Here is a 20,700-nt window from a genome sequence, read left to right on the forward strand (position 1 = left end):
GGCGGACGGTTCAAGGTCCTTGCTCCCTTGCAAAAAGCTGTCCAGTTGCTCAGCTTTTAGCGAAAGGCGCGCGTTAGCGCGTTGCCGCCAGACTCTCGAGAAAGCTTTCCAGCACCAAATGAGGGCGACGCCCCTTGCGCGTGACCGATGCGAGGCTTAAATCGTAAAAACGGGTAGCCGGTTTCAGCGCGCGCAGTCGGCCTTGTTGTACCCAAAGACTGGCGTAGTGATCGGGCAGGTAGCCGATATAGCGGCCGGTGAGAATCAGGAAGGCCATGCCTTCGCGGTCCGAGGCGCTGGCGGTGCAGTTGAGTGCCTGGTAATGGGCCTGGATGTCGGCGGGCAGGCGGAAGGTTGGGGCGATGGCGTCCTGGCTGTCGATACGGGTGTCGTCCAGTTGCTTGTCGTCGGCATAAAACAATGGGTGGCCGACCGCGCAGTAGAGCAGCGAGCGCTCGCTGTACAGCGGTTGGTATTCGAGGCCCGACAAGGCGCTGGCCTGGGGCACCACACCGACATGCAGGCGGCCGTCGAGTACACCTTGCTCGACTTCGTTGGGGGCGATCATGCGAATCTGGATTTGCACGTCCGGGCCGCGTTCCTTCAGCTGCGCCAGGGCATGGGTGATGCGCATATGGGGCAGGGTGACGAGGTTGTCGGTGAGGCCGATGATCAACTCGCCGCGCAAATGCTGGTGCAGTCCGTTCACCTCAGTGCGAAAACTTTCCAGGGCACTCAATAGCTGCAGGGCCGATTGATAAACCTCACGGCCTTCTTCGGTCAGGGAGAACCCGGCGCGCCCGCGTTGGCACAGCCTTAATCCGAGGCGTTGCTCCAGGTCGCTCATTTGCTGGCTGATAGCCGAGCGGCCGATACCCAGTACGGTTTCCGCCGCCGAAAAGCCACCGCACTCCACCACGCTGCGGAAAATGCGCAACAGGCGAATATCGAAGTCGCTGACTTGGGCCAGAGGATCGGGTCGACGGATGCTCATAGTTTAGTGAAGGCCTAACTGAAGGTTAGAAGAGTTGAATTTCACCGACTTTATCCCCGTGGCAATTTAGCTGCAAGAACGCTTTTCAATCCCGACGCTGCCTTTTGCCTTGCGAGGTTTTGCTGATGAACATGCCCGAAAACGCCCCTTCGTCCCTGGCCAGCCAACTGAAGTTGGATGCTCACTGGATGCCCTACACCGCCAACCGTAACTTCCAGCGTGACCCGCGCCTGATCGTGGCCGCCGAAGGCAGCTGGTTGACCGATGACAAGGGCCGCAAGGTGTACGACTCATTGTCGGGCCTGTGGACGTGCGGCGCAGGGCACACCCGCAAGGAAATCCAGGAAGCTGTGTCCAAGCAATTGGGCACCCTGGACTACTCCCCGGGCTTCCAATACGGTCATCCATTGTCATTCCAACTGGCAGAAAAGATTACCGACCTGACCCCAGGCAACCTGAACCACGTGTTCTTCACTGATTCCGGCTCCGAGTGCGCCGATACCGCAGTGAAGATGGTGCGCGCTTACTGGCGCCTGAAGGGCCAGGCGACCAAGACCAAAATGATCGGCCGCGCCCGTGGTTATCACGGTGTCAACATTGCCGGTACCAGCCTGGGTGGCGTCAACGGTAACCGTAAGCTGTTTGGTCAGGGCTTGATGGATGTTGACCACCTGCCTCACACCTTGCTGGCGAGCAATGCCTTCTCCCGTGGCATGCCGGAGCTGGGCGGTATCGCCTTGGCCGATGAGCTGCTCAAACTGATCGAATTGCATGACGCGTCGAACATCGCTGCGGTGTTTGTCGAGCCGATGGCCGGCTCCGCTGGCGTGCTGGTGCCGCCGCAAGGTTATCTCAAGCGTCTGCGTGAGATCTGCGACCAGCACAACATCCTGTTGGTGTTTGATGAAGTGATCACCGGTTTCGGCCGTACCGGCTCGATGTTCGGTGCTGACAGCTTCGGTGTGACCCCGGACCTGATGTGCATCGCCAAGCAAGTCACCAATGGCGCGATCCCGATGGGCGCGGTGATTGCCAGCAGCGAGATCTACCAGACCTTCATGAACCAGGCGACGCCGGAGTACGCGGTGGAATTCCCCCACGGCTACACCTACTCGGCGCACCCAGTGGCTTGCGCCGCTGGCCTGGCGGCGTTGGACCTGTTGCAGAAAGAAAACCTGGTGCAGAGCGTAGCCGAAGTCGCCCCGCACTTTGAGAATGCGCTGCACGGTTTGAAGGGCAGCAAGAATGTGATCGACATTCGCAACTACGGCCTGGCCGGTGCAATCCAGATTGCCCCGCGTGACGGTGATGCCATCGTGCGTCCATTCGAGGCTGGCATGGCTTTGTGGAAAGCCGGTTTCTACGTGCGCTTTGGCGGTGACACCCTGCAGTTCGGGCCAACCTTTAACAGCAAGCCGCAGGACCTGGATCGCCTGTTCGATGCGGTCGGCGAAGTGCTGAACAAGATCGATTGATTTCTCCTTCTATATAGAACAACTTTTCAGGAGCCCCGCATGAGCCTTATCCAGCATTTGATCAACGGCCAGTTGGTCAGTGAGTCCGGTCGTACTGCCGATGTGTATAACCCGTCCACCGGCCAGGTGATTCATCAGGTGCCGTTGGCCAGCCGCGAAACCATTCAACGTGCAATCGACTCGGCCAAGGCTGCCTTCCCGGCCTGGCGTAATACCCCACCGGCCAAGCGTGCTCAGGTGATGTTTCGTTTCAAGCAATTGCTGGAGCAGAACGAGGCACGTATCTCGCAGTTGATCAGCGAAGAGCATGGCAAGACCTTGGAAGACGCTGCGGGCGAATTGAAGCGCGGGATCGAGAACGTGGAGTACGCCTGTTCGGCGCCGGAGATTCTCAAGGGCGAATACAGCCGTAACGTGGGGCCGAACATTGATGCGTGGTCGGATTTTCAGCCGTTGGGCGTGGTGGCCGGTATCACCCCGTTCAACTTCCCGGCGATGGTGCCGTTGTGGATGTACCCGCTGGCGATCGTGTGCGGTAACTGTTTCATCCTGAAACCCTCGGAGCGTGATCCAAGTTCGACGCTGCTCATTGCACAGTTGCTGCAGGAGGCTGGCCTGCCTAAAGGCGTGTTGAGCGTGGTACACGGTGACAAGGGCGCGGTGGATGCGCTGATCGAAGCACCGGAAGTGAAAGCGTTGAGCTTTGTAGGGTCGACGCCGATTGCCGAATACATCTACTCCGAAGCGACCAAACGCGGCAAACGCGTGCAGGCGCTGGGTGGGGCGAAGAACCACGCAGTGCTGATGCCGGATGCGGATCTGGATAACGCCGTGAGCGCCTTGATGGGCGCGGCGTATGGGTCCTGCGGTGAGCGCTGTATGGCGATCTCGGTGGCCGTGTGCGTGGGTGACCAGGTGGCGGATGCGTTGATTGCCAAGCTGGTGCCGCAGGTCAAGGCACTGAAGATCGGTGCAGGCACTTCGTGTGGTCTGGATATGGGGCCCTTGGTGACTGGCCAGGCGCGGGACAAAGTCAGTGGCTATATAGAAGACGGTGTGGCGGCGGGTGCCGAGCTGGTGGTGGACGGACGTGGCTTGAGTGTTGCCGGACATGAAGAGGGCTTCTTCCTGGGCGGCAGCCTGTTTGACCGTGTGACCCCTGAGATGCGCATCTATAAAGAAGAGATCTTTGGGCCGGTGTTGTGTGTGGTGCGAGTTGATAGCCTGGAAGCGGCGATGCAACTGATCAATGATCACGAGTATGGCAATGGCACCTGCATCTTCACCCGTGATGGGGAGGCGGCGCGCCTGTTCTGTGACGAGATTGAAGTCGGTATGGTCGGTGTTAACGTTCCGCTGCCGGTGCCTGTGGCGTATCACAGCTTTGGTGGCTGGAAGCGGTCGTTGTTTGGCGACTTGCATGCCTATGGGCCCGATGGGGTGCGTTTCTATACCCGGCGCAAGGCGATTACCCAGCGTTGGCCGCAACGGGCCAGCCATGAAGCCTCGCAGTTTGCCTTTCCTAGTTTGTAAGGCGTTGTAGTGAAAAGCCGGCCCCTTGGGGCCGGCTTTTGCGTTTTGTGGCCTTTTTGACCTATATGACAGAAATATGAAAAAGGTGTTGACGGCAAATTCTGGAAGTCTATAATTCGCCCCACTTCCGGCGCAGTCGAAACGGAAAACTCGTTGGTAAACAAAGAGTTATGCAGAGTTCGACAGCGAGTTGCTTCAGTTCATCGAAGCCCAGAAGGAGTTGGTAGGGCAGTGTTGTTTGGCTCTATTAACGTTTCGAACCTCTCGGTCGAAAGCGGAGAAAAAGAGGTGTTGACAGCAGCGTGTAACGCTGTAGAATTCGCCTCCCGCTAACGAGAGATCGGAAGCGCAAGTGGTTGAAGTTGTTGAAGAATTCTTCGAAAACTTCTGAAAATAATCACTTGACAGCAAATGAGGCTGCTGTAGAATGCGCGCCTCGGTTGAGACGAAAGATCTTAACCAATCGCTCTTTAACAACTGAATCAAGCAATTCGTGTGGGTGCTTGTGGAGTCAGACTGATAGTCAACAAGATTATCAGCATCACAAGTTACTCCGCGAGAAATCAAAGATGTAACCAACGATTGCTGAGCCAAGTTTAGGGTTTCTTAAAAACCCAAAGATGTTTGAACTGAAGAGTTTGATCATGGCTCAGATTGAACGCTGGCGGCAGGCCTAACACATGCAAGTCGAGCGGTAGAGAGAAGCTTGCTTCTCTTGAGAGCGGCGGACGGGTGAGTAATGCCTAGGAATCTGCCTGGTAGTGGGGGATAACGTTCGGAAACGGACGCTAATACCGCATACGTCCTACGGGAGAAAGCAGGGGACCTTCGGGCCTTGCGCTATCAGATGAGCCTAGGTCGGATTAGCTAGTTGGTGAGGTAATGGCTCACCAAGGCGACGATCCGTAACTGGTCTGAGAGGATGATCAGTCACACTGGAACTGAGACACGGTCCAGACTCCTACGGGAGGCAGCAGTGGGGAATATTGGACAATGGGCGAAAGCCTGATCCAGCCATGCCGCGTGTGTGAAGAAGGTCTTCGGATTGTAAAGCACTTTAAGTTGGGAGGAAGGGCATTAACCTAATACGTTGGTGTTTTGACGTTACCGACAGAATAAGCACCGGCTAACTCTGTGCCAGCAGCCGCGGTAATACAGAGGGTGCAAGCGTTAATCGGAATTACTGGGCGTAAAGCGCGCGTAGGTGGTTTGTTAAGTTGGATGTGAAATCCCCGGGCTCAACCTGGGAACTGCATTCAAAACTGACTGACTAGAGTATGGTAGAGGGTGGTGGAATTTCCTGTGTAGCGGTGAAATGCGTAGATATAGGAAGGAACACCAGTGGCGAAGGCGACCACCTGGACTAATACTGACACTGAGGTGCGAAAGCGTGGGGAGCAAACAGGATTAGATACCCTGGTAGTCCACGCCGTAAACGATGTCAACTAGCCGTTGGGAGCCTTGAGCTCTTAGTGGCGCAGCTAACGCATTAAGTTGACCGCCTGGGGAGTACGGCCGCAAGGTTAAAACTCAAATGAATTGACGGGGGCCCGCACAAGCGGTGGAGCATGTGGTTTAATTCGAAGCAACGCGAAGAACCTTACCAGGCCTTGACATCCAATGAACTTTCTAGAGATAGATTGGTGCCTTCGGGAACATTGAGACAGGTGCTGCATGGCTGTCGTCAGCTCGTGTCGTGAGATGTTGGGTTAAGTCCCGTAACGAGCGCAACCCTTGTCCTTAGTTACCAGCACGTAATGGTGGGCACTCTAAGGAGACTGCCGGTGACAAACCGGAGGAAGGTGGGGATGACGTCAAGTCATCATGGCCCTTACGGCCTGGGCTACACACGTGCTACAATGGTCGGTACAGAGGGTTGCCAAGCCGCGAGGTGGAGCTAATCCCACAAAACCGATCGTAGTCCGGATCGCAGTCTGCAACTCGACTGCGTGAAGTCGGAATCGCTAGTAATCGCGAATCAGAATGTCGCGGTGAATACGTTCCCGGGCCTTGTACACACCGCCCGTCACACCATGGGAGTGGGTTGCACCAGAAGTAGCTAGTCTAACCTTCGGGAGGACGGTTACCACGGTGTGATTCATGACTGGGGTGAAGTCGTAACAAGGTAGCCGTAGGGGAACCTGCGGCTGGATCACCTCCTTAATCGACGACATCAGCTGCTCCATAAGTTCCCACACGAATTGCTTGATTCATTGAAGAAGACGATAAGAAGCAGCCCGAAATTGGGTCTGTAGCTCAGTTGGTTAGAGCGCACCCCTGATAAGGGTGAGGTCGGCAGTTCGAATCTGCCCAGACCCACCAATTTTGTGTGGGAAACGCCTGTAGAAATACGGGGCCATAGCTCAGCTGGGAGAGCGCCTGCCTTGCACGCAGGAGGTCAACGGTTCGATCCCGTTTGGCTCCACCACTACTGCTTCTGAAGTTTTGAAAGCTTAGAAATGAGCATTCCATCGTTAAGGTGGTGAATGTTGATTTCTAGTCTTTGATTAGATCGTTCTTTAAAAATTTGGGTATGTGATAGAAAGATAGACTGAACGTTACTTTCACTGGTAACGGATCAGGCTAAGGTAAAATTTGTGAGTTACTCGTAATTGAGTATTATCGAATTTTCGGCGAATGTTGTCTTCACAGTATAACCAGATTGCTTGGGGTTATATGGTCAAGTGAAGAAGCGCATACGGTGGATGCCTTGGCAGTCAGAGGCGATGAAAGACGTGGTAGCCTGCGAAAAGCTTCGGGGAGTCGGCAAACAGACTTTGATCCGGAGATGTCTGAATGGGGGAACCCAGCCATCATAAGATGGTTACCTTACACTGAATACATAGGTGTATGGAGCGAACCAGGGGAACTGAAACATCTAAGTACCCTGAGGAAAAGAAATCAACCGAGATTCCCTTAGTAGTGGCGAGCGAACGGGGACTAGCCCTTAAGTGGCTTTGAGATTAGCGGAACGCTCTGGAAAGTGCGGCCATAGTGGGTGATAGCCCTGTACGCGAAAATCTCTTAGTCATGAAATCGAGTAGGACGGAGCACGAGAAACTTTGTCTGAATATGGGGGGACCATCCTCCAAGGCTAAATACTACTGACTGACCGATAGTGAACTAGTACCGTGAGGGAAAGGCGAAAAGAACCCCGGAGAGGGGAGTGAAATAGATCCTGAAACCGTATGCGTACAAGCAGTGGGAGCCCACTTTGTTGGGTGACTGCGTACCTTTTGTATAATGGGTCAGCGACTTATTTTCAGTGGCGAGCTTAACCGAATAGGGGAGGCGTAGCGAAAGCGAGTCTTAATAGGGCGTCTAGTCGCTGGGAATAGACCCGAAACCGGGCGATCTATCCATGGGCAGGTTGAAGGTTGGGTAACACTAACTGGAGGACCGAACCGACTACCGTTGAAAAGTTAGCGGATGACCTGTGGATCGGAGTGAAAGGCTAATCAAGCTCGGAGATAGCTGGTTCTCCTCGAAAGCTATTTAGGTAGCGCCTCATGTATCACTGTAGGGGGTAGAGCACTGTTTCGGCTAGGGGGTCATCCCGACTTACCAAACCGATGCAAACTCCGAATACCTACAAGTGCCGAGCATGGGAGACACACGGCGGGTGCTAACGTCCGTCGTGAAAAGGGAAACAACCCAGACCGTCAGCTAAGGTCCCAAAGTTATGGTTAAGTGGGAAACGATGTGGGAAGGCTTAGACAGCTAGGAGGTTGGCTTAGAAGCAGCCACCCTTTAAAGAAAGCGTAATAGCTCACTAGTCGAGTCGGCCTGCGCGGAAGATGTAACGGGGCTCAAACCATACACCGAAGCTACGGGTATCACGTAAGTGATGCGGTAGAGGAGCGTTCTGTAAGCCTGTGAAGGTGAGTTGAGAAGCTTGCTGGAGGTATCAGAAGTGCGAATGCTGACATGAGTAACGACAATGGGTGTGAAAAACACCCACGCCGAAAGACCAAGGTTTCCTGCGCAACGTTAATCGACGCAGGGTTAGTCGGTCCCTAAGGCGAGGCTGAAAAGCGTAGTCGATGGAAAACAGGTTAATATTCCTGTACTTCTGGTTATTGCGATGGAGGGACGGAGAAGGCTAGGCCAGCTTGGCGTTGGTTGTCCAAGTTTAAGGTGGTAGGCTGGAATCTTAGGTAAATCCGGGATTCTAAGGCCGAGAGCTGATGACGAGTCATCTTTTAGATGACGAAGTGGTTGATGCCATGCTTCCAAGAAAAGCTTCTAAGCTTCAGGTAACCAGGAACCGTACCCCAAACCGACACAGGTGGTTGGGTAGAGAATACCAAGGCGCTTGAGAGAACTCGGGTGAAGGAACTAGGCAAAATGGCACCGTAACTTCGGGAGAAGGTGCGCCGGTGAGGGTGAAGGACTTGCTCCGTAAGCTCATGCCGGTCGAAGATACCAGGCCGCTGCGACTGTTTATTAAAAACACAGCACTCTGCAAACACGAAAGTGGACGTATAGGGTGTGACGCCTGCCCGGTGCCGGAAGGTTAATTGATGGGGTTAGCTAACGCGAAGCTCTTGATCGAAGCCCCGGTAAACGGCGGCCGTAACTATAACGGTCCTAAGGTAGCGAAATTCCTTGTCGGGTAAGTTCCGACCTGCACGAATGGCGTAACGATGGCGGCGCTGTCTCCACCCGAGACTCAGTGAAATTGAAATCGCTGTGAAGATGCAGTGTATCCGCGGCTAGACGGAAAGACCCCGTGAACCTTTACTATAGCTTTGCACTGGACTTTGAATTTGCTTGTGTAGGATAGGTGGGAGGCTTTGAAGCGTGGACGCCAGTTCGCGTGGAGCCAACCTTGAAATACCACCCTGGCAACTTTGAGGTTCTAACTCAGGTCCGTTATCCGGATCGAGGACAGTGTATGGTGGGTAGTTTGACTGGGGCGGTCTCCTCCTAAAGAGTAACGGAGGAGTACGAAGGTGCGCTCAGACCGGTCGGAAATCGGTCGTAGAGTATAAAGGCAAAAGCGCGCTTGACTGCGAGACAGACACGTCGAGCAGGTACGAAAGTAGGTCTTAGTGATCCGGTGGTTCTGTATGGAAGGGCCATCGCTCAACGGATAAAAGGTACTCCGGGGATAACAGGCTGATACCGCCCAAGAGTTCATATCGACGGCGGTGTTTGGCACCTCGATGTCGGCTCATCACATCCTGGGGCTGAAGCCGGTCCCAAGGGTATGGCTGTTCGCCATTTAAAGTGGTACGCGAGCTGGGTTTAGAACGTCGTGAGACAGTTCGGTCCCTATCTGCCGTGGACGTTTGAGATTTGAGAGGGGCTGCTCCTAGTACGAGAGGACCGGAGTGGACGAACCTCTGGTGTTCCGGTTGTCACGCCAGTGGCATTGCCGGGTAGCTATGTTCGGAATAGATAACCGCTGAAAGCATCTAAGCGGGAAACTAGCCTCAAGATGAGATCTCACTGGGACCTTGAGTCCCCTGAAGGGCCGTCGAAGACTACGACGTTGATAGGTTGGGTGTGTAAGCGCTGTGAGGCGTTGAGCTAACCAATACTAATTGCCCGTGAGGCTTGACCATATAACACCCAAGCAATTTGCATGCTCCGAGCTGAAAAGCGAAAGAGACCAGATTGCGGTGTGTGAAGACGATAGAACCGAAAGTTCGAATCTCACAAAACACCGAAAGCTGTCACATACCCAATTTGCTGAAGCGAGGCCATCTGGTCACGACTCAGTACCCGAATTTCTTGACGACCATAGAGCATTGGAACCACCTGATCCCATCCCGAACTCAGCAGTGAAACGATGCATCGCCGATGGTAGTGTGGGGTTTCCCCATGTGAGAGTAGGTCATCGTCAAGATTAAATTCCAGAACCCCTGTTTGCTAACGCAGACAGGGGTTTTGTTTTGGGCGGTCGAAAAGTGCTAAGGGGCTATCGGCATCCACAATGCACTTCAACATGAACGCACGCTGTCTCATATACAGCATCGCCCCATATGTTTTTCGATAAGTCGCTCAATCCTTCCCGACAAATTTGCACAGTTATTTCTGAACCAGACCATTAGAATAGGCACCTAACCTTTTTTAGAATTAGAGCCCTATCTATGCCCGATCCGGTTGATACCCCCGAGGTGTCGGATTTACCACTGGATGATCTGGTGGCATGCCATGAGTGCGACTTGCTGATGCGCAAGCCAACGCTCGCCCTGGGCGAAAAGGCTCAATGCCCGCGCTGCGGCTACGAGCTCTATGCTCATCGCCACAATGTCGTCGAGCGAAGCCTCGCCTTGGTGATTGCCGCGCTGTTGCTGTACATCCCTGCGAACTTTTTACCGATCATGCAGCTCAATCTACTTGGGCAGTCGTCAGAGGACACCGTCTGGAGTGGCGTTGTCGGCCTGTTCGATACCGGCATGCAAGGTGTGGCGGTTGTCGTATTCCTGTGCAGCATGGGAATTCCCCTGCTCAAGTTGCTCTGCCAATTAGCGGTGCTGCTAAGCATTCGCTGGAAGATCGGGCGCAGTTATGGGCTGTTGCTCTATCGCATTTACCATCACTTGAAGGATTGGGGGATGTTGGAGGTCTACTTGATGGGTGTGCTTGTCGCGATCGTTAAACTCGCCGACATGGCCTCTATCACAATTGGCCTGGGTCTGACCTGCTTCGTCAGTCTATTAATCGTTCAGGTTCTGCTTGAGGTGGTGATGTCGCCCCACCAGATCTGGCAGGCATTGGCAGGAGAGGATGATCATGCGGGCGATTGATGCAGGCATTCTGATTTGTACCGAATGCCACGAGTTGAACAAGCAAGAGGCCGATACCGATGAGCAACTCTGCACGCGCTGCGGTGCGCTGATCCATGCCCGTCGCCCCAACAGCCTCATGCGCACCTGGGCCTTACTGATCACTGCGGCGATCTTGTATATCCCCGCCAATCTGTTGCCAATCATGACCGTCAACTCTCTTGGCCAAGGCGACCCCAGTACGATCATGTCGGGGGTGATTCAGCTGGTACAGCACGGTATGTTTCCCATCGCTGCCGTGGTGTTTATTGCCAGCATCCTGGTGCCGACATTCAAACTGGTAGGCATTGGCCTGTTGCTGTTCTCGGTGCAGCGCCACCAACCGCTGTCCGCGCAGCAACGCATCGTTATGTACCGCTTTATCGAATTCATTGGCCGCTGGTCCATGCTGGATATCTTCGTGATCGCCATCCTGGTGGCGGTTGTTAACTTTGGGCGACTTGCCAGTGTCGAGGCCAATCTTGGCGCTGCAGCGTTCGCCAGTGTGGTGATCTTGACGATGCTTGCCGCAGTAACTTTTGATCCCCGACTGATTTGGGATAACACGGAGTCGGACGACGACCATGAGTGATTTGCCAAAAGCTAAAACCCGCCCAGCTTCCAATTGGTCGGCCATTTGGGTGTTGCCATTGGTCGCCCTGATTATTGGCGGCTGGCTAGGGTGGCGCGCCTATTCCCAGCAAGGCATTGAGATCCAGGTCCGCTTTGAAAGCGGCGAAGGCATCCAGGTCAACAAGACCGAAGTGGTCTACAAAGGCATGACCGTGGGCAAGGTCAAGACGCTGGCCCTGGACGACGAGGGCAGCAATCGCGGTGTGATCGCGACCATTGAGATGAACAAGGATGTCGAGCAATACCTTAAAACCAACACACGTTTCTGGCTGGTCAAACCCAGCGTCAGCCTCGCTGGCATTACGGGTCTGGAAACCCTGGTCTCGGGTAACTACATTGCCGCCAGCCCTGGCGATGGCGAGCCCACTCGCAAATTCAAAGCGCTCTCCGAAGAACCGCCTTTGTCCGATGCCAAGCCCGGCCTCCACCTGACCATCAAGGCCGATCGCCTTGGCTCGCTCAACCGTGGCAGTCCGGTGTTCTACAAACAGATCCAGGTCGGTCAGGTCAAAAGCTACCTGCTGTCCGAAGACCAGAGCACTGTCGAGATCAAGGTCTACATCGAGCCGACCTACGCCAATCTGGTGCGCAAACACACACGTTTCTGGAACGCCAGCGGCATCAGCATCGACGCCAACCTCTCCGGCGTAAAAGTGCGCAGCGAATCCCTCTCCAGCATCGTCGCCGGTGGTATAGCGTTCGCCACACCCGAGAATCGCAAGGACAGCCCGCCGACCGACCCGAGCCTGCCGTTTCGCCTCTACGAGGACTTCGACGCCGCCGCAGCCGGCATCAAGGTCAAGGTCAAGCTCACCGATTTCGAGGGCCTGCAAGCCGGGCGTACTCCGGTCATGTACAAAGGCATCCAGGTCGGTAGCCTGAAAACCCTGAAGATTGACCCGGACCTGTCCAGTGCCAACGCCGAGCTGACCCTCGATCCGCTCGCCGAAGACTACCTGGTACAGGACACCCAATTCTGGGTGGTCAAACCGTCCATCTCCCTGGCGGGCATCACGGGCCTGGAAGCCCTGGTCAAAGGTAACTACATCGCCATCCGCCCCGGCGACAAAGGCAGCGCACCACAACGTGAGTTCGTCGCCCGAGCCAAAGCGCCGCCGTTGGACCTGCGTTCCCCAGGCCTGCACATGGTGTTGTTCACGGACAACCTCGGCTCCCTGGATGTCGGCAGCCCGATCCTCTATAAGCAGGTCAAAGTGGGTTCGGTGCAGAGCTACCAGTTCTCGCGCAAGAACAAACAACTGGTCATCGGTGTTCACATCGAGAAGGAATACGAGAACCTGGTCAACGGCTCGACGCGTTTCTGGAATGCCAGCGGCGTCACGCTGACCGGCGGCCTCACCGGCGGCATCCAGGTTAAGAGTGAATCCCTCGCCAGCCTGATGGCCGGTGGTATCGCCTTCGAAACGCCGGAACCGAATGTGCCGCTGAAAAAACGCATCCCGCGTTTCCGTCTGTTCACTGATCGTGAAGCGGCCAATCAACATGGCACCCTCGTGACCATCAAGGTCGATCGCGCCGACGGTTTGCGCGCGGGCACGCCAGTGCGCTTCAAAGGCCTGGATGTGGGCAAGATCGAGAACGTCGACCTCAGCGCCGACATGCAGTCAGTCCTGCTCAGCGCCCGTATTACCCAAGTGGCTGATCGGATCGCGCGCGCAGGCAGCCAGTTCTGGGTGGTCAAGCCTGAGCTGGGTTTGATGAAAACCTCAAACCTGGAAACCCTGGTGACCGGCCAATACATCGAAGTGCTGCCCGCCGCGAAAAACCTAGGGCCGCAAAAAAGCTTCGTCGCATTGGACAAGCCACCGGAGGCGGTTCACCAGGAGGAAGGCCTCAGCCTGGTACTCAGCGCTGCACGTCGTGGCTCGCTGAAAGAGGGCGTTCCGGTCACTTACCGTGAAGTCACCGTCGGCAAAGTCACTGGCTACGAGCTGGGCCAGACTGCCGACCGTGTGCTGATCCACATCCTGATCGAATCCAAGTACGCGCCGCTGGTGCGTGGTGGCAGTCGCTTCTGGAACACCAGCGGTTTTGGACTCGACTTCGGCCTGTTCAAAGGTGCGACGGTCCGCACCGAATCCCTGGAAACCCTCGTTGCCGGTGGCATCGCCTTCGCAACGCCAGATGGCGAGCGTATGGGCAACGCCGCCCGTCCGCAGCAAACATTCCCGTTGTTCGACAAGTTCGAAGATGAATGGCTGAATTGGGCGCCTAAAATCCCGCTCGGCAAATAAACCGAGGCGTGGCCTTCGCGAGCAAGCCCGCTCCCACTTTCGACCGCGTCCCTACAGGATAAACGTGGTCAAAAGTGGGAGCGGGCTTGCTCGCGATGAGGCCCTCAAAAACACCGCAAAAAAAGGCCACGATCCATAAGATCGCGGCCTTTTTGCATTTCAGCGCAGTGGATTAAACCGCATCCAACTCCGGCTCATCCGCCTGCACATTCACCGTTGCCTTCACCGCATCGTGACGACGGATGTACTTCCAGTCCGCCTCGTCGATGTAGATGCCATTCGGCCCGCTGCCGCCTTCCAGGTCGATCGCCACCTGGGCGGACACCTGCGGCTTCACACTGGCCAGGATCGGCACAAAGCCCAGCTGCAAACTGGTTTCCAGCAGCGCCGCCTGGTTCTTCTCGTCGATGTCTGCCGCTTCATCGAGGTAGTACGGCAAGCGCACGCGACCGGCCTGGTCACGGTCCATCAAGTGCAGCAACAAATACATGTTGGTCAGTGCCTTGATGGTCATGGTGGTGCCGTTCGACGCCGCGCCATCAATGTCGGTGTGAATCACGGGCTGACCGTTCACCTTGGTGATTTCGAACGCGAGCTCGAACAGGTCCTTGAGGCCCAACTGGTTATGGTTGGCAGCCACCAGGCGTGCGAGGTATTCCTTGGCCTCTTCGTTCTTGTTGTCCTGCTCGGCGCTCTGGCTGAGGTCGAACACCGACAAGGTTTCGCCTTCTTCATATTGACCGGCACTGTGGATGATCTGGTCGATATGCTTGAGGGCTTCCTTGTTCGGCGCCAGCACGATACGGAAGCTCTGCAGGTTGGAAACCTGGCGCTTGTTGATCTCGCGGTTGAACAAGGCCAGTTGGTGTTCCAGGCTGTCGTAGTCGCTGCGGATATTGCGCAGGGTCCGCGCGATATCGGTGACCGCTGCGCGGCGTGCCTTGCCCAGCGTCAGGGCTTCATCGGTGCGGTGCGCATAGGCGTTGATCAGCAATTGCAGGCGACGCTCTACGTCATCCTCGCTGTCAAACTTGGCCACACCCTTGAGGCGCACCTGAGCGTAAAGCGCTTCGATCTGGCCATCGGCGCGCAGCAAACCTTGCCAGCTGTCCTGATAGTCGTTGAGCAACGGCAGCAAGTTGTCCATGGAGTCGTCGACCGGGTCCATGAACGGAGTGCCGAACGGCAAGTCCGCCGGCAGTAACTGACGGCGGCGCAGCGCGTCATCCAGCGTGCGCTGTTTGGCTTCCATATCGCCGATCTGACGCCCGACCAATTGCAGCTTGGCCGACAGCTGTTGGACGCGCTCGGTAAACGCATCGCTGGAGCGCTTGAGTTCATCCTGCGCCGCTTCCATCTGCGCCAGGTTTTCCAGTTTCTCGCCTTCCTCGGCACTCAGGGTTTGCGCGCGGCGGAAATCTTCCAAAGCCTTCTGCGCATCCAGCACTTGCTGGTACAGCGCTTCGGTCTGCGTCTTGCTCGCCGCCCGGTCAGAGGCTACGGCCTGTTGGGTCTTGAGCTGCTTGAGTTCTTTTTCCAGGCGCTCTTTCTGGTCGCGCAACGCCGCGCGATCCGCCAGCGCCTGTAATGCAGGTGGTTCGATGTGGGAGATGTCGATGGACAGCCCCGGTACTTCAAAACGCTCGCCTTTGAAGCCGTCGAGAATCTGCTCCAGGGATTTGACCCACTGGCCGTCCTCATCCAGCGTGATGCCGTGTTCGCCCAATGGCAGGCTGAACAACGAACTGTTGAACAGACGCATCAGGCGCTCGACGTCCTGCTGTGAGAATTCTTCGCGCAGTTTGGCGTAGCTGTTGTTGTCCGCGTGGTCGAGCTGCTGCTTGACCGACTTCAGGCGTTTTTCCAGGTCGCGCAAACGCTCGTCCAAATCCTCGGCGCTGAACTGCCGCGACTGCGCCAGGGCGCCCGCCAGTTCATCGTGGGCATCTTTGGCCGCCAGCAGTTGCTGCTCCAGCACCTTGACGTCATCCACCAGGGCAAAGCGATGCTTGAGTACCGACAGCTCGCCCAGCCAACGCTGGATGCCGCTGATTTCCCGCTCCAGGCGCATCAGCTCCTGGGTGCCCCCACGTTGATCGTTTTGCAGCGCGTCCTGCTCGTTGCGGTAGTGCTCGGCCTGGATCGTCAGTTCTTCCTTGCGCGCACTGGCGTAGTCCGACCAAGTGCCGAGCAGCGAGTCCAGCAGCGGCGACAGGCGATGCAATTTGCCGCGCAAAATGTCGCGCTGTTTTACGCCATTGGCGAGCGCTTCCACCAACGGCCCGGCAGCCACCAGCGAGTTGTAATCCTGCTCCATGCGTCGCACGTCGCGGAAGGCTTCTTCGCACGCCGCGATGTAATCGACACTGCCGGAACGCAGGCTGTGTTCGAAAGCATCCAGGAACAGTTGCTTGAGCTTGGCCGCGGTGATTTCGCGCATGTGCAGCAGGTTGATAAACAGCGCGCGGAAGGTCTTCAGGCTCTGTTCGCTGGTGGAGCGCAGCGGAATCAGGGTCAGGTCCAGCGGCACCGACGTGTGGCCGCCTACCAGCAAGCGGCGCAGTTCATCCGGCTTGAGTTCGTAGGCTTTCAGGCCTTCGCGTTCAAGGTTGGTGAACAGCTCTTTCTGGCGCAGGCAGGTGTCGTTTTTCTGGTAGTGGGCCAGGTCCAGCTTGCCCGCATAGGCAAAGAACTGGTGACCGAAACCACCGCCCGGGCCGCGCCCGACCACGCCGATCACGTGCGGGCCGTGGGGCAGCGAGACTTCCACCAGGATGTAGCTGGTGTCGGTCGCAAAGTAGAACCGCCGCGATTGCTCCAGGGTGTACTTGCCAAAACTCATGTCCGACATGCGTGCCAGAATCGGGAACTGCAGGGCGTTGATCGAAGCGGATTTACCCAGGTTGTTCGCGCCGTACACCGACAGCGGCTCTTCCAGTGGGAACAAACCCAGGCTGTAACCGGCGGTGTTCAATAGGGCGAAGCGGCGGATGCCGTAGCGTTCCTTACTCATGCGTCGGTCTCCTGTTCTTCGGCAATGGCACGGGCCAGGGCGTCTTCTTCGCTTTCTTCCGAGAAGTCACTCAGGTCGAGGGGGTCATCGGTCTTGAGCAGTTTTTCATCGCTGTCATCATCGATGATCACCGGCGCCGGCAATGGCAACACGCTGTGCACGCTGGCGGCAAGGTCGCGGTCCTGCTGCACCGAGAGGCACACATCGAGGAATCGGTGCATCGGCGGCAGGAAGCGATAGATGCCGTTGTCCTCGCTGGCAAAACCCAGCTGGGTCATGCGGCGCATGATTTTTTCTTCGAGCTCTTCCTGGGTCTGCACTTCGGCCTGGATAAACAGGTCGCGGTACTTCTCCAGCAACGACGGCAATTCATCGCGGCCCAGGCTGCCACCGTCGAGCACAGCGATCGGGTCGCGGCCCTGGTCGGCCAAATGCTCGACGATGATGAAGGTGAACAACGCCAGGCGCTGGGCGGTCTTGTTCACCTGCGCGCTGGCAATGGCGGAGTCCGGCACGAAGTAGTAGAAACCGCGCGTATCGCATACCAGCTCGAAGCCCAGGGCCTTGAACAGCGTGCGGTACTGGTCCTGGAAGTTCGACAGTTGCGCATACAGCTCGGGGTCACGGCGGCTGACGTGATAACCCTTGAACAGCTCGCGAAAGATCGGCGCCAGCTGGGACAGTTCGGATAGATCAAGATGCATAAGGGGTGCTCGCAGAATTCTCGACGGCGTCAGTGCCAGCCGGGAGCAGGGCGAATGAGCGCAGGCTGACCTGGTGCTCGTGTGTGTGGTAGTCGCGGCGTTCCAGGCGTTCGCGCTTGAAACGTTTCTCGCGTGAGAGTCGCGAGAACCAGTACAGCAATTCGTCGGTGGCTCCGTCCGGCTCCTGCTCCAGCAGCCAGGTCATCAGGTCCGGCATCGGCAACGCGTCTTCGCAGCGCTCGAGCATTTCCTTGACCGTGCGCGGTGCACGCTGGGCTTCGCCCTTGTGGGATTTGTGCGCCTTGGGGAACCGCGCCGGTTTCGGCTCGAAATTCGCCAGGGCATACACATACGCTTCGACCTGGCTGGCGCTGCCGAGGAAGGTGCTTTGTGGCCGGGTGAACATCGGCATTGCTGCCTGTGGCACCGCGTCCAGGCCTTTACGGCGGATGGCCGATAGCGCCAACGCCGCGCCACGGGTCACGGCATTGTGCCGACGCGCTTCTTCACGCAACGGCAACAGCAGTTCGCGGGCATGACGCAAGGTCAACTGGGCACTGGTCTGCATTTCGAGGATGCGCGCGTGGGTGCGCAACAGCATGTCGTCGTCGACCAGGTGGCCGAGGCGCTGTTGCTCGGTCAGCATGCGCAACAGCACGTTTTCGACCTTGCGCACGCCTTGTTCGAAGGCGCCGTCGGCGTTCACCAGTTGGATCATCGGTTCGACGTATTCGTCCCAGGTTGCCAATACCTCGGCATAACGCTGGCGCAACGGGATCTGGCGGTCGCTGGTCTTGGCGCGGTCGGCCACGGCAGCGAGGGCCTGTTCGTCGTTGGCGAGTTTTTTCAGCACATCGCGGACGCGCATATCCAGCAGGCGCAGTTGACGGGCCAGGTCGTGGCCGTCACGGATGTCGAAGGCGTCCTGGATGTAGCCGGCCAGGCGCTCGAGGTGGCGCAGGTAGGCTTCGATTTCCAGGCACAGGCCAAGCCGGTGCTCCTTGCGAAGATACGCCAGGAAGTCGTGGATCTGTGCATTGAGCTCGAAACGGTTCGGGCTCTTGGCGACAGGCACCAGGATATCCAGGCGAATCCACACGTCCAGCAGGCTGGTGATGTCCTGGGGCGTGCTGTCCAGTTGTTGGGCGGCCAGTTGTGCGCGCAGCTCGCCAAGGCTCAAGGTGCCTTGGTCGAAGTGTTCGCACAGTGGCTCAAGTAAGGCCCAGTGTTCGGCGAGGGCGCGCAGGACGCGCTTGGGTTCGATCATGGGAATGGCCGGCTGGTTGGCGATTAAAAGTCGCGATTGTACTGCATCAGGCGCGGGATTTATCCACAGCCGGTCAGTGCGCAGTGGGCGATTGTTACCGAACAGCGGTAGAATCCCCGCTCTTTACTTATCCACAAGTGGCCGAGCTGTGCTTATCGAGTCCCGACGTCGCGCTTACTTGACCGCCATGCAGGTGGTCAACTGGCTGCCCCGCACCGAACTGCCGTTTGCCGCCCCGTCGCGGCTCGAGCTGCTGCAGGCGCCTGAGCCTTATGAGGCGTTCGAGGTTTCAGGGGAGGAGGCGGCGGCGCCGGTGGCGGTGGTCAAGCCCGTTCCCGAGGCGCGTCCTGTGGTCGAGCGGGCGAAGATCGAAGTACCGCGCCCTTCACCAGCAGCCAAACCCGTGGTGGCCGAAGAGGCCGCGCCGGTGGTCAAGGCCCCGGTGGTGCCGCCGCCACGCTTTGCCCTGCAATTGCTGCGGGCCGGGCGTTGCCTGCTGTTAGTGGAGTTGCCCACTGGCGAACGCTTCCAGACCCGCGACCCGGCCTACATGCTGCTCAAGGACATGCTGCGCGCCGCCGGCCTGCCCGACAGCCCGCAGATCGTCGGCGACCCGGTGCGCTGGCCGCTGCTGGTGCGTGGCACCATGGACCAGGGCCCGGAAGCCGCGCGGGATTTTGTACAAGGTTTTGTGTCGGCGCGCCTGGAAGACGAACCCTGCGTGTGCCTGTGGTTGATCGGCCTGCCCGCTGTGCGTTTTGCCGGCGAAGCGAATGCCGAAGCCTGGTACCGCGAACTGCAGGTCGAAGGTCTGGGCTCGGTTTGGGCCCTGCCGGGCCTGGAATTATTAATGGAAGAGCCACAGCGTAAGGCTGATGTCTGGCAAGCCATGCGCCGGCTGATGGCGCGCTGGAAAAGTACCGATGAGTGAAGCTTTATCCTTTCGCCCGATGACCGAGGCGGACCTCGACGCTGTACTGAAGATTGAATACGCGGCGTTCAGCCATCCCTGGACCCGCGGGATTTTTCTCGATGGGCTGGGCAAGTACCAGATCTGGCTGATGTTCGAGGGCGAGCAGCAGGTGGGCCACGGTGTGGTGCAAATCATCCTTGATGAAGCGCATTTGCTGAATATCACCGTCAAGCCGGAAAACCAGGGCCGTGGTTTGGGCCTGGCGCTGCTGGAACACTTGATGTCCCGCGCGTATGCCGCCAAAGCCCGGGAATGCTTCCTGGAAGTGCGCGACAGCAATACCGGCGCGTTCCGCCTGTATGAGCGCTACGGTTTCAACGAGATCGGCCGTCGACGCGATTACTACCCCGCCGTGGGTGGGCGCGAAGATGCAGTCGTAATGGCTTGCACCTTAGTCGACTAAGACACAAAACCCCTGTGGAGGCACACTCCTGTGGGAGCTGGCTTGCCTGCGATAGCATCCCCTCGGTCTCACTGAGACACCGAGGCACCAGCATCGCGGGCAAGCCCGGCTCCAACAGGGGCGGTGGTATGTCAGCGGTTACCGTCTACCGGGTCGATATCCGCCAACTCGGCTTCATCCAGCCCATTCCCGCCGCCGATCTCATCTTCATCGACGATGCTCAAATCGTAATCTGCCGGGCTGTCTTCACCTTCTTCCCGTGCATCCCGTGCGCCGTCCTCATGAATCAGCGTTTCCGGGCTCATGTCATCATCGGTGGGTTCGTGGTCATCCGTTGAAGCCCCGGTCATCCCGGCTTCACGTACCCGCTCGTCGGGCATCAGGTGTTCACGTTCACCCGGTGGGATTTCATCGCCGATTTCTGCCGTCGGCGCTTCTTCGTCAAAATCCAGCTCATGTATCGAGCCCATGCGGTCTTCATTGTCATCGATGGGTTCCGGCTGCGTAGCGCCGTAGGGACGTCGTGAATCTGTCATGGCCAATCCTCATGCTGTGGGGCTTATAGTGTGTGGACAGGCATGGCTCCCCAAAGATTCAAGCTAATTAACGCCGGTCTATTCTTTAAACCGGGCGTGACCCGGACGAGCGGTCGTCTGTCAAAGCTGCGCATCATT

Annotated in this window: 12 protein-coding genes, 2 tRNA genes and 3 rRNA genes; 12 read left to right on the plus strand and 5 right to left on the minus strand. The window is 57.2% G+C overall.

Annotation, left to right across the window (positions count from 1 at the left end):
- Positions 1-73: 73 nt before the first annotated feature.
- On the minus strand, positions 74-994 hold the full coding sequence (locus tag A7J50_RS03285; RefSeq protein ID WP_064450533.1) for a LysR family transcriptional regulator: 921 nt from the start codon (positions 992-994) through the stop codon (positions 74-76).
- Between the two features lie 125 nt (positions 995-1,119).
- Here A7J50_RS03285 and A7J50_RS03290 point away from each other — a divergent pair, with 125 nt between their 5' ends.
- The 10 genes from A7J50_RS03290 (at position 1,120) to A7J50_RS03335 (ending at position 13,666) form a co-directional block, all read left to right on the plus strand.
- Positions 1,120-2,469, plus strand: a complete 1,350-nt coding sequence (locus tag A7J50_RS03290; RefSeq protein WP_064450534.1) for an aspartate aminotransferase family protein — start codon at positions 1,120-1,122, stop codon at positions 2,467-2,469.
- Between the two features lie 39 nt (positions 2,470-2,508).
- Positions 2,509-4,002 (plus strand): CoA-acylating methylmalonate-semialdehyde dehydrogenase, encoded by a 1,494-nt coding sequence (locus tag A7J50_RS03295; protein ID WP_053254187.1) that lies wholly within the window; start codon positions 2,509-2,511, stop codon positions 4,000-4,002.
- 626 nt (positions 4,003-4,628) lie between these two features.
- Positions 4,629-6,165, plus strand: a 16S ribosomal RNA gene (locus tag A7J50_RS03300).
- An 82-nt stretch (positions 6,166-6,247) separates the two neighbouring features.
- Positions 6,248-6,324 (plus strand) — tRNA-Ile (locus A7J50_RS03305).
- Between the two features lie 30 nt (positions 6,325-6,354).
- Positions 6,355-6,430, plus strand: a tRNA-Ala gene (locus A7J50_RS03310).
- A 250-nt stretch (positions 6,431-6,680) separates the two neighbouring features.
- A 23S ribosomal RNA gene (locus A7J50_RS03315) occupies positions 6,681-9,572 on the plus strand.
- A 168-nt stretch (positions 9,573-9,740) separates the two neighbouring features.
- Positions 9,741-9,856: ribosomal RNA gene (gene rrf, locus A7J50_RS03320) — 5S ribosomal RNA — on the plus strand.
- Together the 16S, 23S and 5S rRNA genes with 2 tRNA genes alongside form the textbook arrangement of a ribosomal RNA operon.
- 244 nt (positions 9,857-10,100) lie before the next feature.
- Positions 10,101-10,760, plus strand: a complete 660-nt coding sequence (locus tag A7J50_RS03325) for a paraquat-inducible protein A (RefSeq protein WP_064450535.1) — start codon at positions 10,101-10,103, stop codon at positions 10,758-10,760.
- Entirely contained in the window at positions 10,747-11,370 is a 624-nt protein-coding gene (locus A7J50_RS03330) for a paraquat-inducible protein A (RefSeq protein WP_064450536.1), read from the plus strand. Before A7J50_RS03325 ends, A7J50_RS03330 begins: the two co-directional genes overlap by 14 nt.
- Positions 11,363-13,666, plus strand: coding sequence for a PqiB family protein (locus A7J50_RS03335; RefSeq protein ID WP_064450537.1), 2,304 nt, complete (start codon positions 11,363-11,365; stop codon positions 13,664-13,666). The genes A7J50_RS03330 and A7J50_RS03335 overlap by 8 nt, the downstream gene beginning before the upstream one ends.
- Positions 13,667-13,838: 172 nt before the next feature.
- Here A7J50_RS03335 and mksF read toward each other — a convergent pair whose 3' ends face one another.
- The 3 genes from mksF to mksB are packed head-to-tail and all read right to left on the minus strand — an operon-like array spanning position 13,839 to position 18,650.
- A complete protein-coding gene (gene mksF, locus A7J50_RS03340; protein ID WP_064450538.1) occupies positions 13,839-16,679 on the minus strand; it encodes an Mks condensin complex protein MksF in 2,841 nt (946 codons plus the stop codon).
- Positions 16,676-17,383: an Mks condensin complex protein MksE gene (mksE, locus tag A7J50_RS03345; RefSeq protein WP_064450539.1), complete on the minus strand. Its 708-nt coding sequence runs from the start codon at positions 17,381-17,383 to the stop codon at positions 16,676-16,678. Before mksE ends, mksF begins: the two co-directional genes overlap by 4 nt.
- Positions 17,373-18,650: an Mks condensin complex protein MksB gene (mksB, locus tag A7J50_RS03350; protein WP_064450540.1), complete on the minus strand. Its 1,278-nt coding sequence runs from the start codon at positions 18,648-18,650 to the stop codon at positions 17,373-17,375. The genes mksE and mksB overlap by 11 nt, the downstream gene beginning before the upstream one ends.
- Before the next feature lie 187 nt (positions 18,651-18,837).
- On the opposite strand from mksB, the gene A7J50_RS03355 reads away from it, so the two are divergent.
- Entirely contained in the window at positions 18,838-19,581 is a 744-nt protein-coding gene (locus tag A7J50_RS03355) for a hypothetical protein (RefSeq protein ID WP_064450541.1), read from the plus strand.
- A complete protein-coding gene (gene rimI, locus A7J50_RS03360; protein WP_032886035.1) occupies positions 19,574-20,026 on the plus strand; it encodes a ribosomal protein S18-alanine N-acetyltransferase in 453 nt (150 codons plus the stop codon). The genes A7J50_RS03355 and rimI overlap by 8 nt, the downstream gene beginning before the upstream one ends.
- 131 nt (positions 20,027-20,157) lie before the next feature.
- Here rimI and A7J50_RS03365 read toward each other — a convergent pair whose 3' ends face one another.
- Complete coding sequence (locus A7J50_RS03365) at positions 20,158-20,562, minus strand: hypothetical protein (protein ID WP_064450542.1); 405 nt, start codon at positions 20,560-20,562, stop codon at positions 20,158-20,160.
- Positions 20,563-20,700 lie beyond the last annotated feature (138 nt).

Origin of the sequence: Pseudomonas antarctica (assembly GCF_001647715.1) — a bacterium.
GTDB classification, from domain to species: Bacteria; Pseudomonadota; Gammaproteobacteria; order Pseudomonadales; family Pseudomonadaceae; genus Aquipseudomonas; species Aquipseudomonas antarctica_A.

Excerpts from the sequence above, each read along its gene's own strand:
- A7J50_RS03355 (WP_064450541.1), top strand. The coding sequence starts at position 18,838 with ATGCAGGTGGTCAACTGGCTGCCCCGCACCGAACTGCCGTTTGCCGCC.
- A7J50_RS03290 (WP_064450534.1), top strand. The coding sequence starts at position 1,120 with ATGAACATGCCCGAAAACGCCCCTTCGTCCCTGGCCAGCCAACTGAAG.
- rimI (WP_032886035.1), top strand. The coding sequence starts at position 19,574 with ATGAGTGAAGCTTTATCCTTTCGCCCGATGACCGAGGCGGACCTCGAC.
- mksF (WP_064450538.1), bottom strand. The coding sequence starts at position 16,679 with ATGAGTAAGGAACGCTACGGCATCCGCCGCTTCGCCCTATTGAACACC.
- mksE (WP_064450539.1), bottom strand. The coding sequence starts at position 17,383 with ATGCATCTTGATCTATCCGAACTGTCCCAGCTGGCGCCGATCTTTCGC.
- A7J50_RS03330 (WP_064450536.1), top strand. The coding sequence starts at position 10,747 with ATGCGGGCGATTGATGCAGGCATTCTGATTTGTACCGAATGCCACGAG.
- A7J50_RS03335 (WP_064450537.1), top strand. The coding sequence starts at position 11,363 with ATGAGTGATTTGCCAAAAGCTAAAACCCGCCCAGCTTCCAATTGGTCG.
- A7J50_RS03295 (WP_053254187.1), top strand. The coding sequence starts at position 2,509 with ATGAGCCTTATCCAGCATTTGATCAACGGCCAGTTGGTCAGTGAGTCC.
- A7J50_RS03285 (WP_064450533.1), bottom strand. The coding sequence starts at position 994 with ATGAGCATCCGTCGACCCGATCCTCTGGCCCAAGTCAGCGACTTCGAT.
- A7J50_RS03365 (WP_064450542.1), bottom strand. The coding sequence starts at position 20,562 with ATGACAGATTCACGACGTCCCTACGGCGCTACGCAGCCGGAACCCATC.
- mksB (WP_064450540.1), bottom strand. The coding sequence starts at position 18,650 with ATGATCGAACCCAAGCGCGTCCTGCGCGCCCTCGCCGAACACTGGGCC.
- A7J50_RS03325 (WP_064450535.1), top strand. The coding sequence starts at position 10,101 with ATGCCCGATCCGGTTGATACCCCCGAGGTGTCGGATTTACCACTGGAT.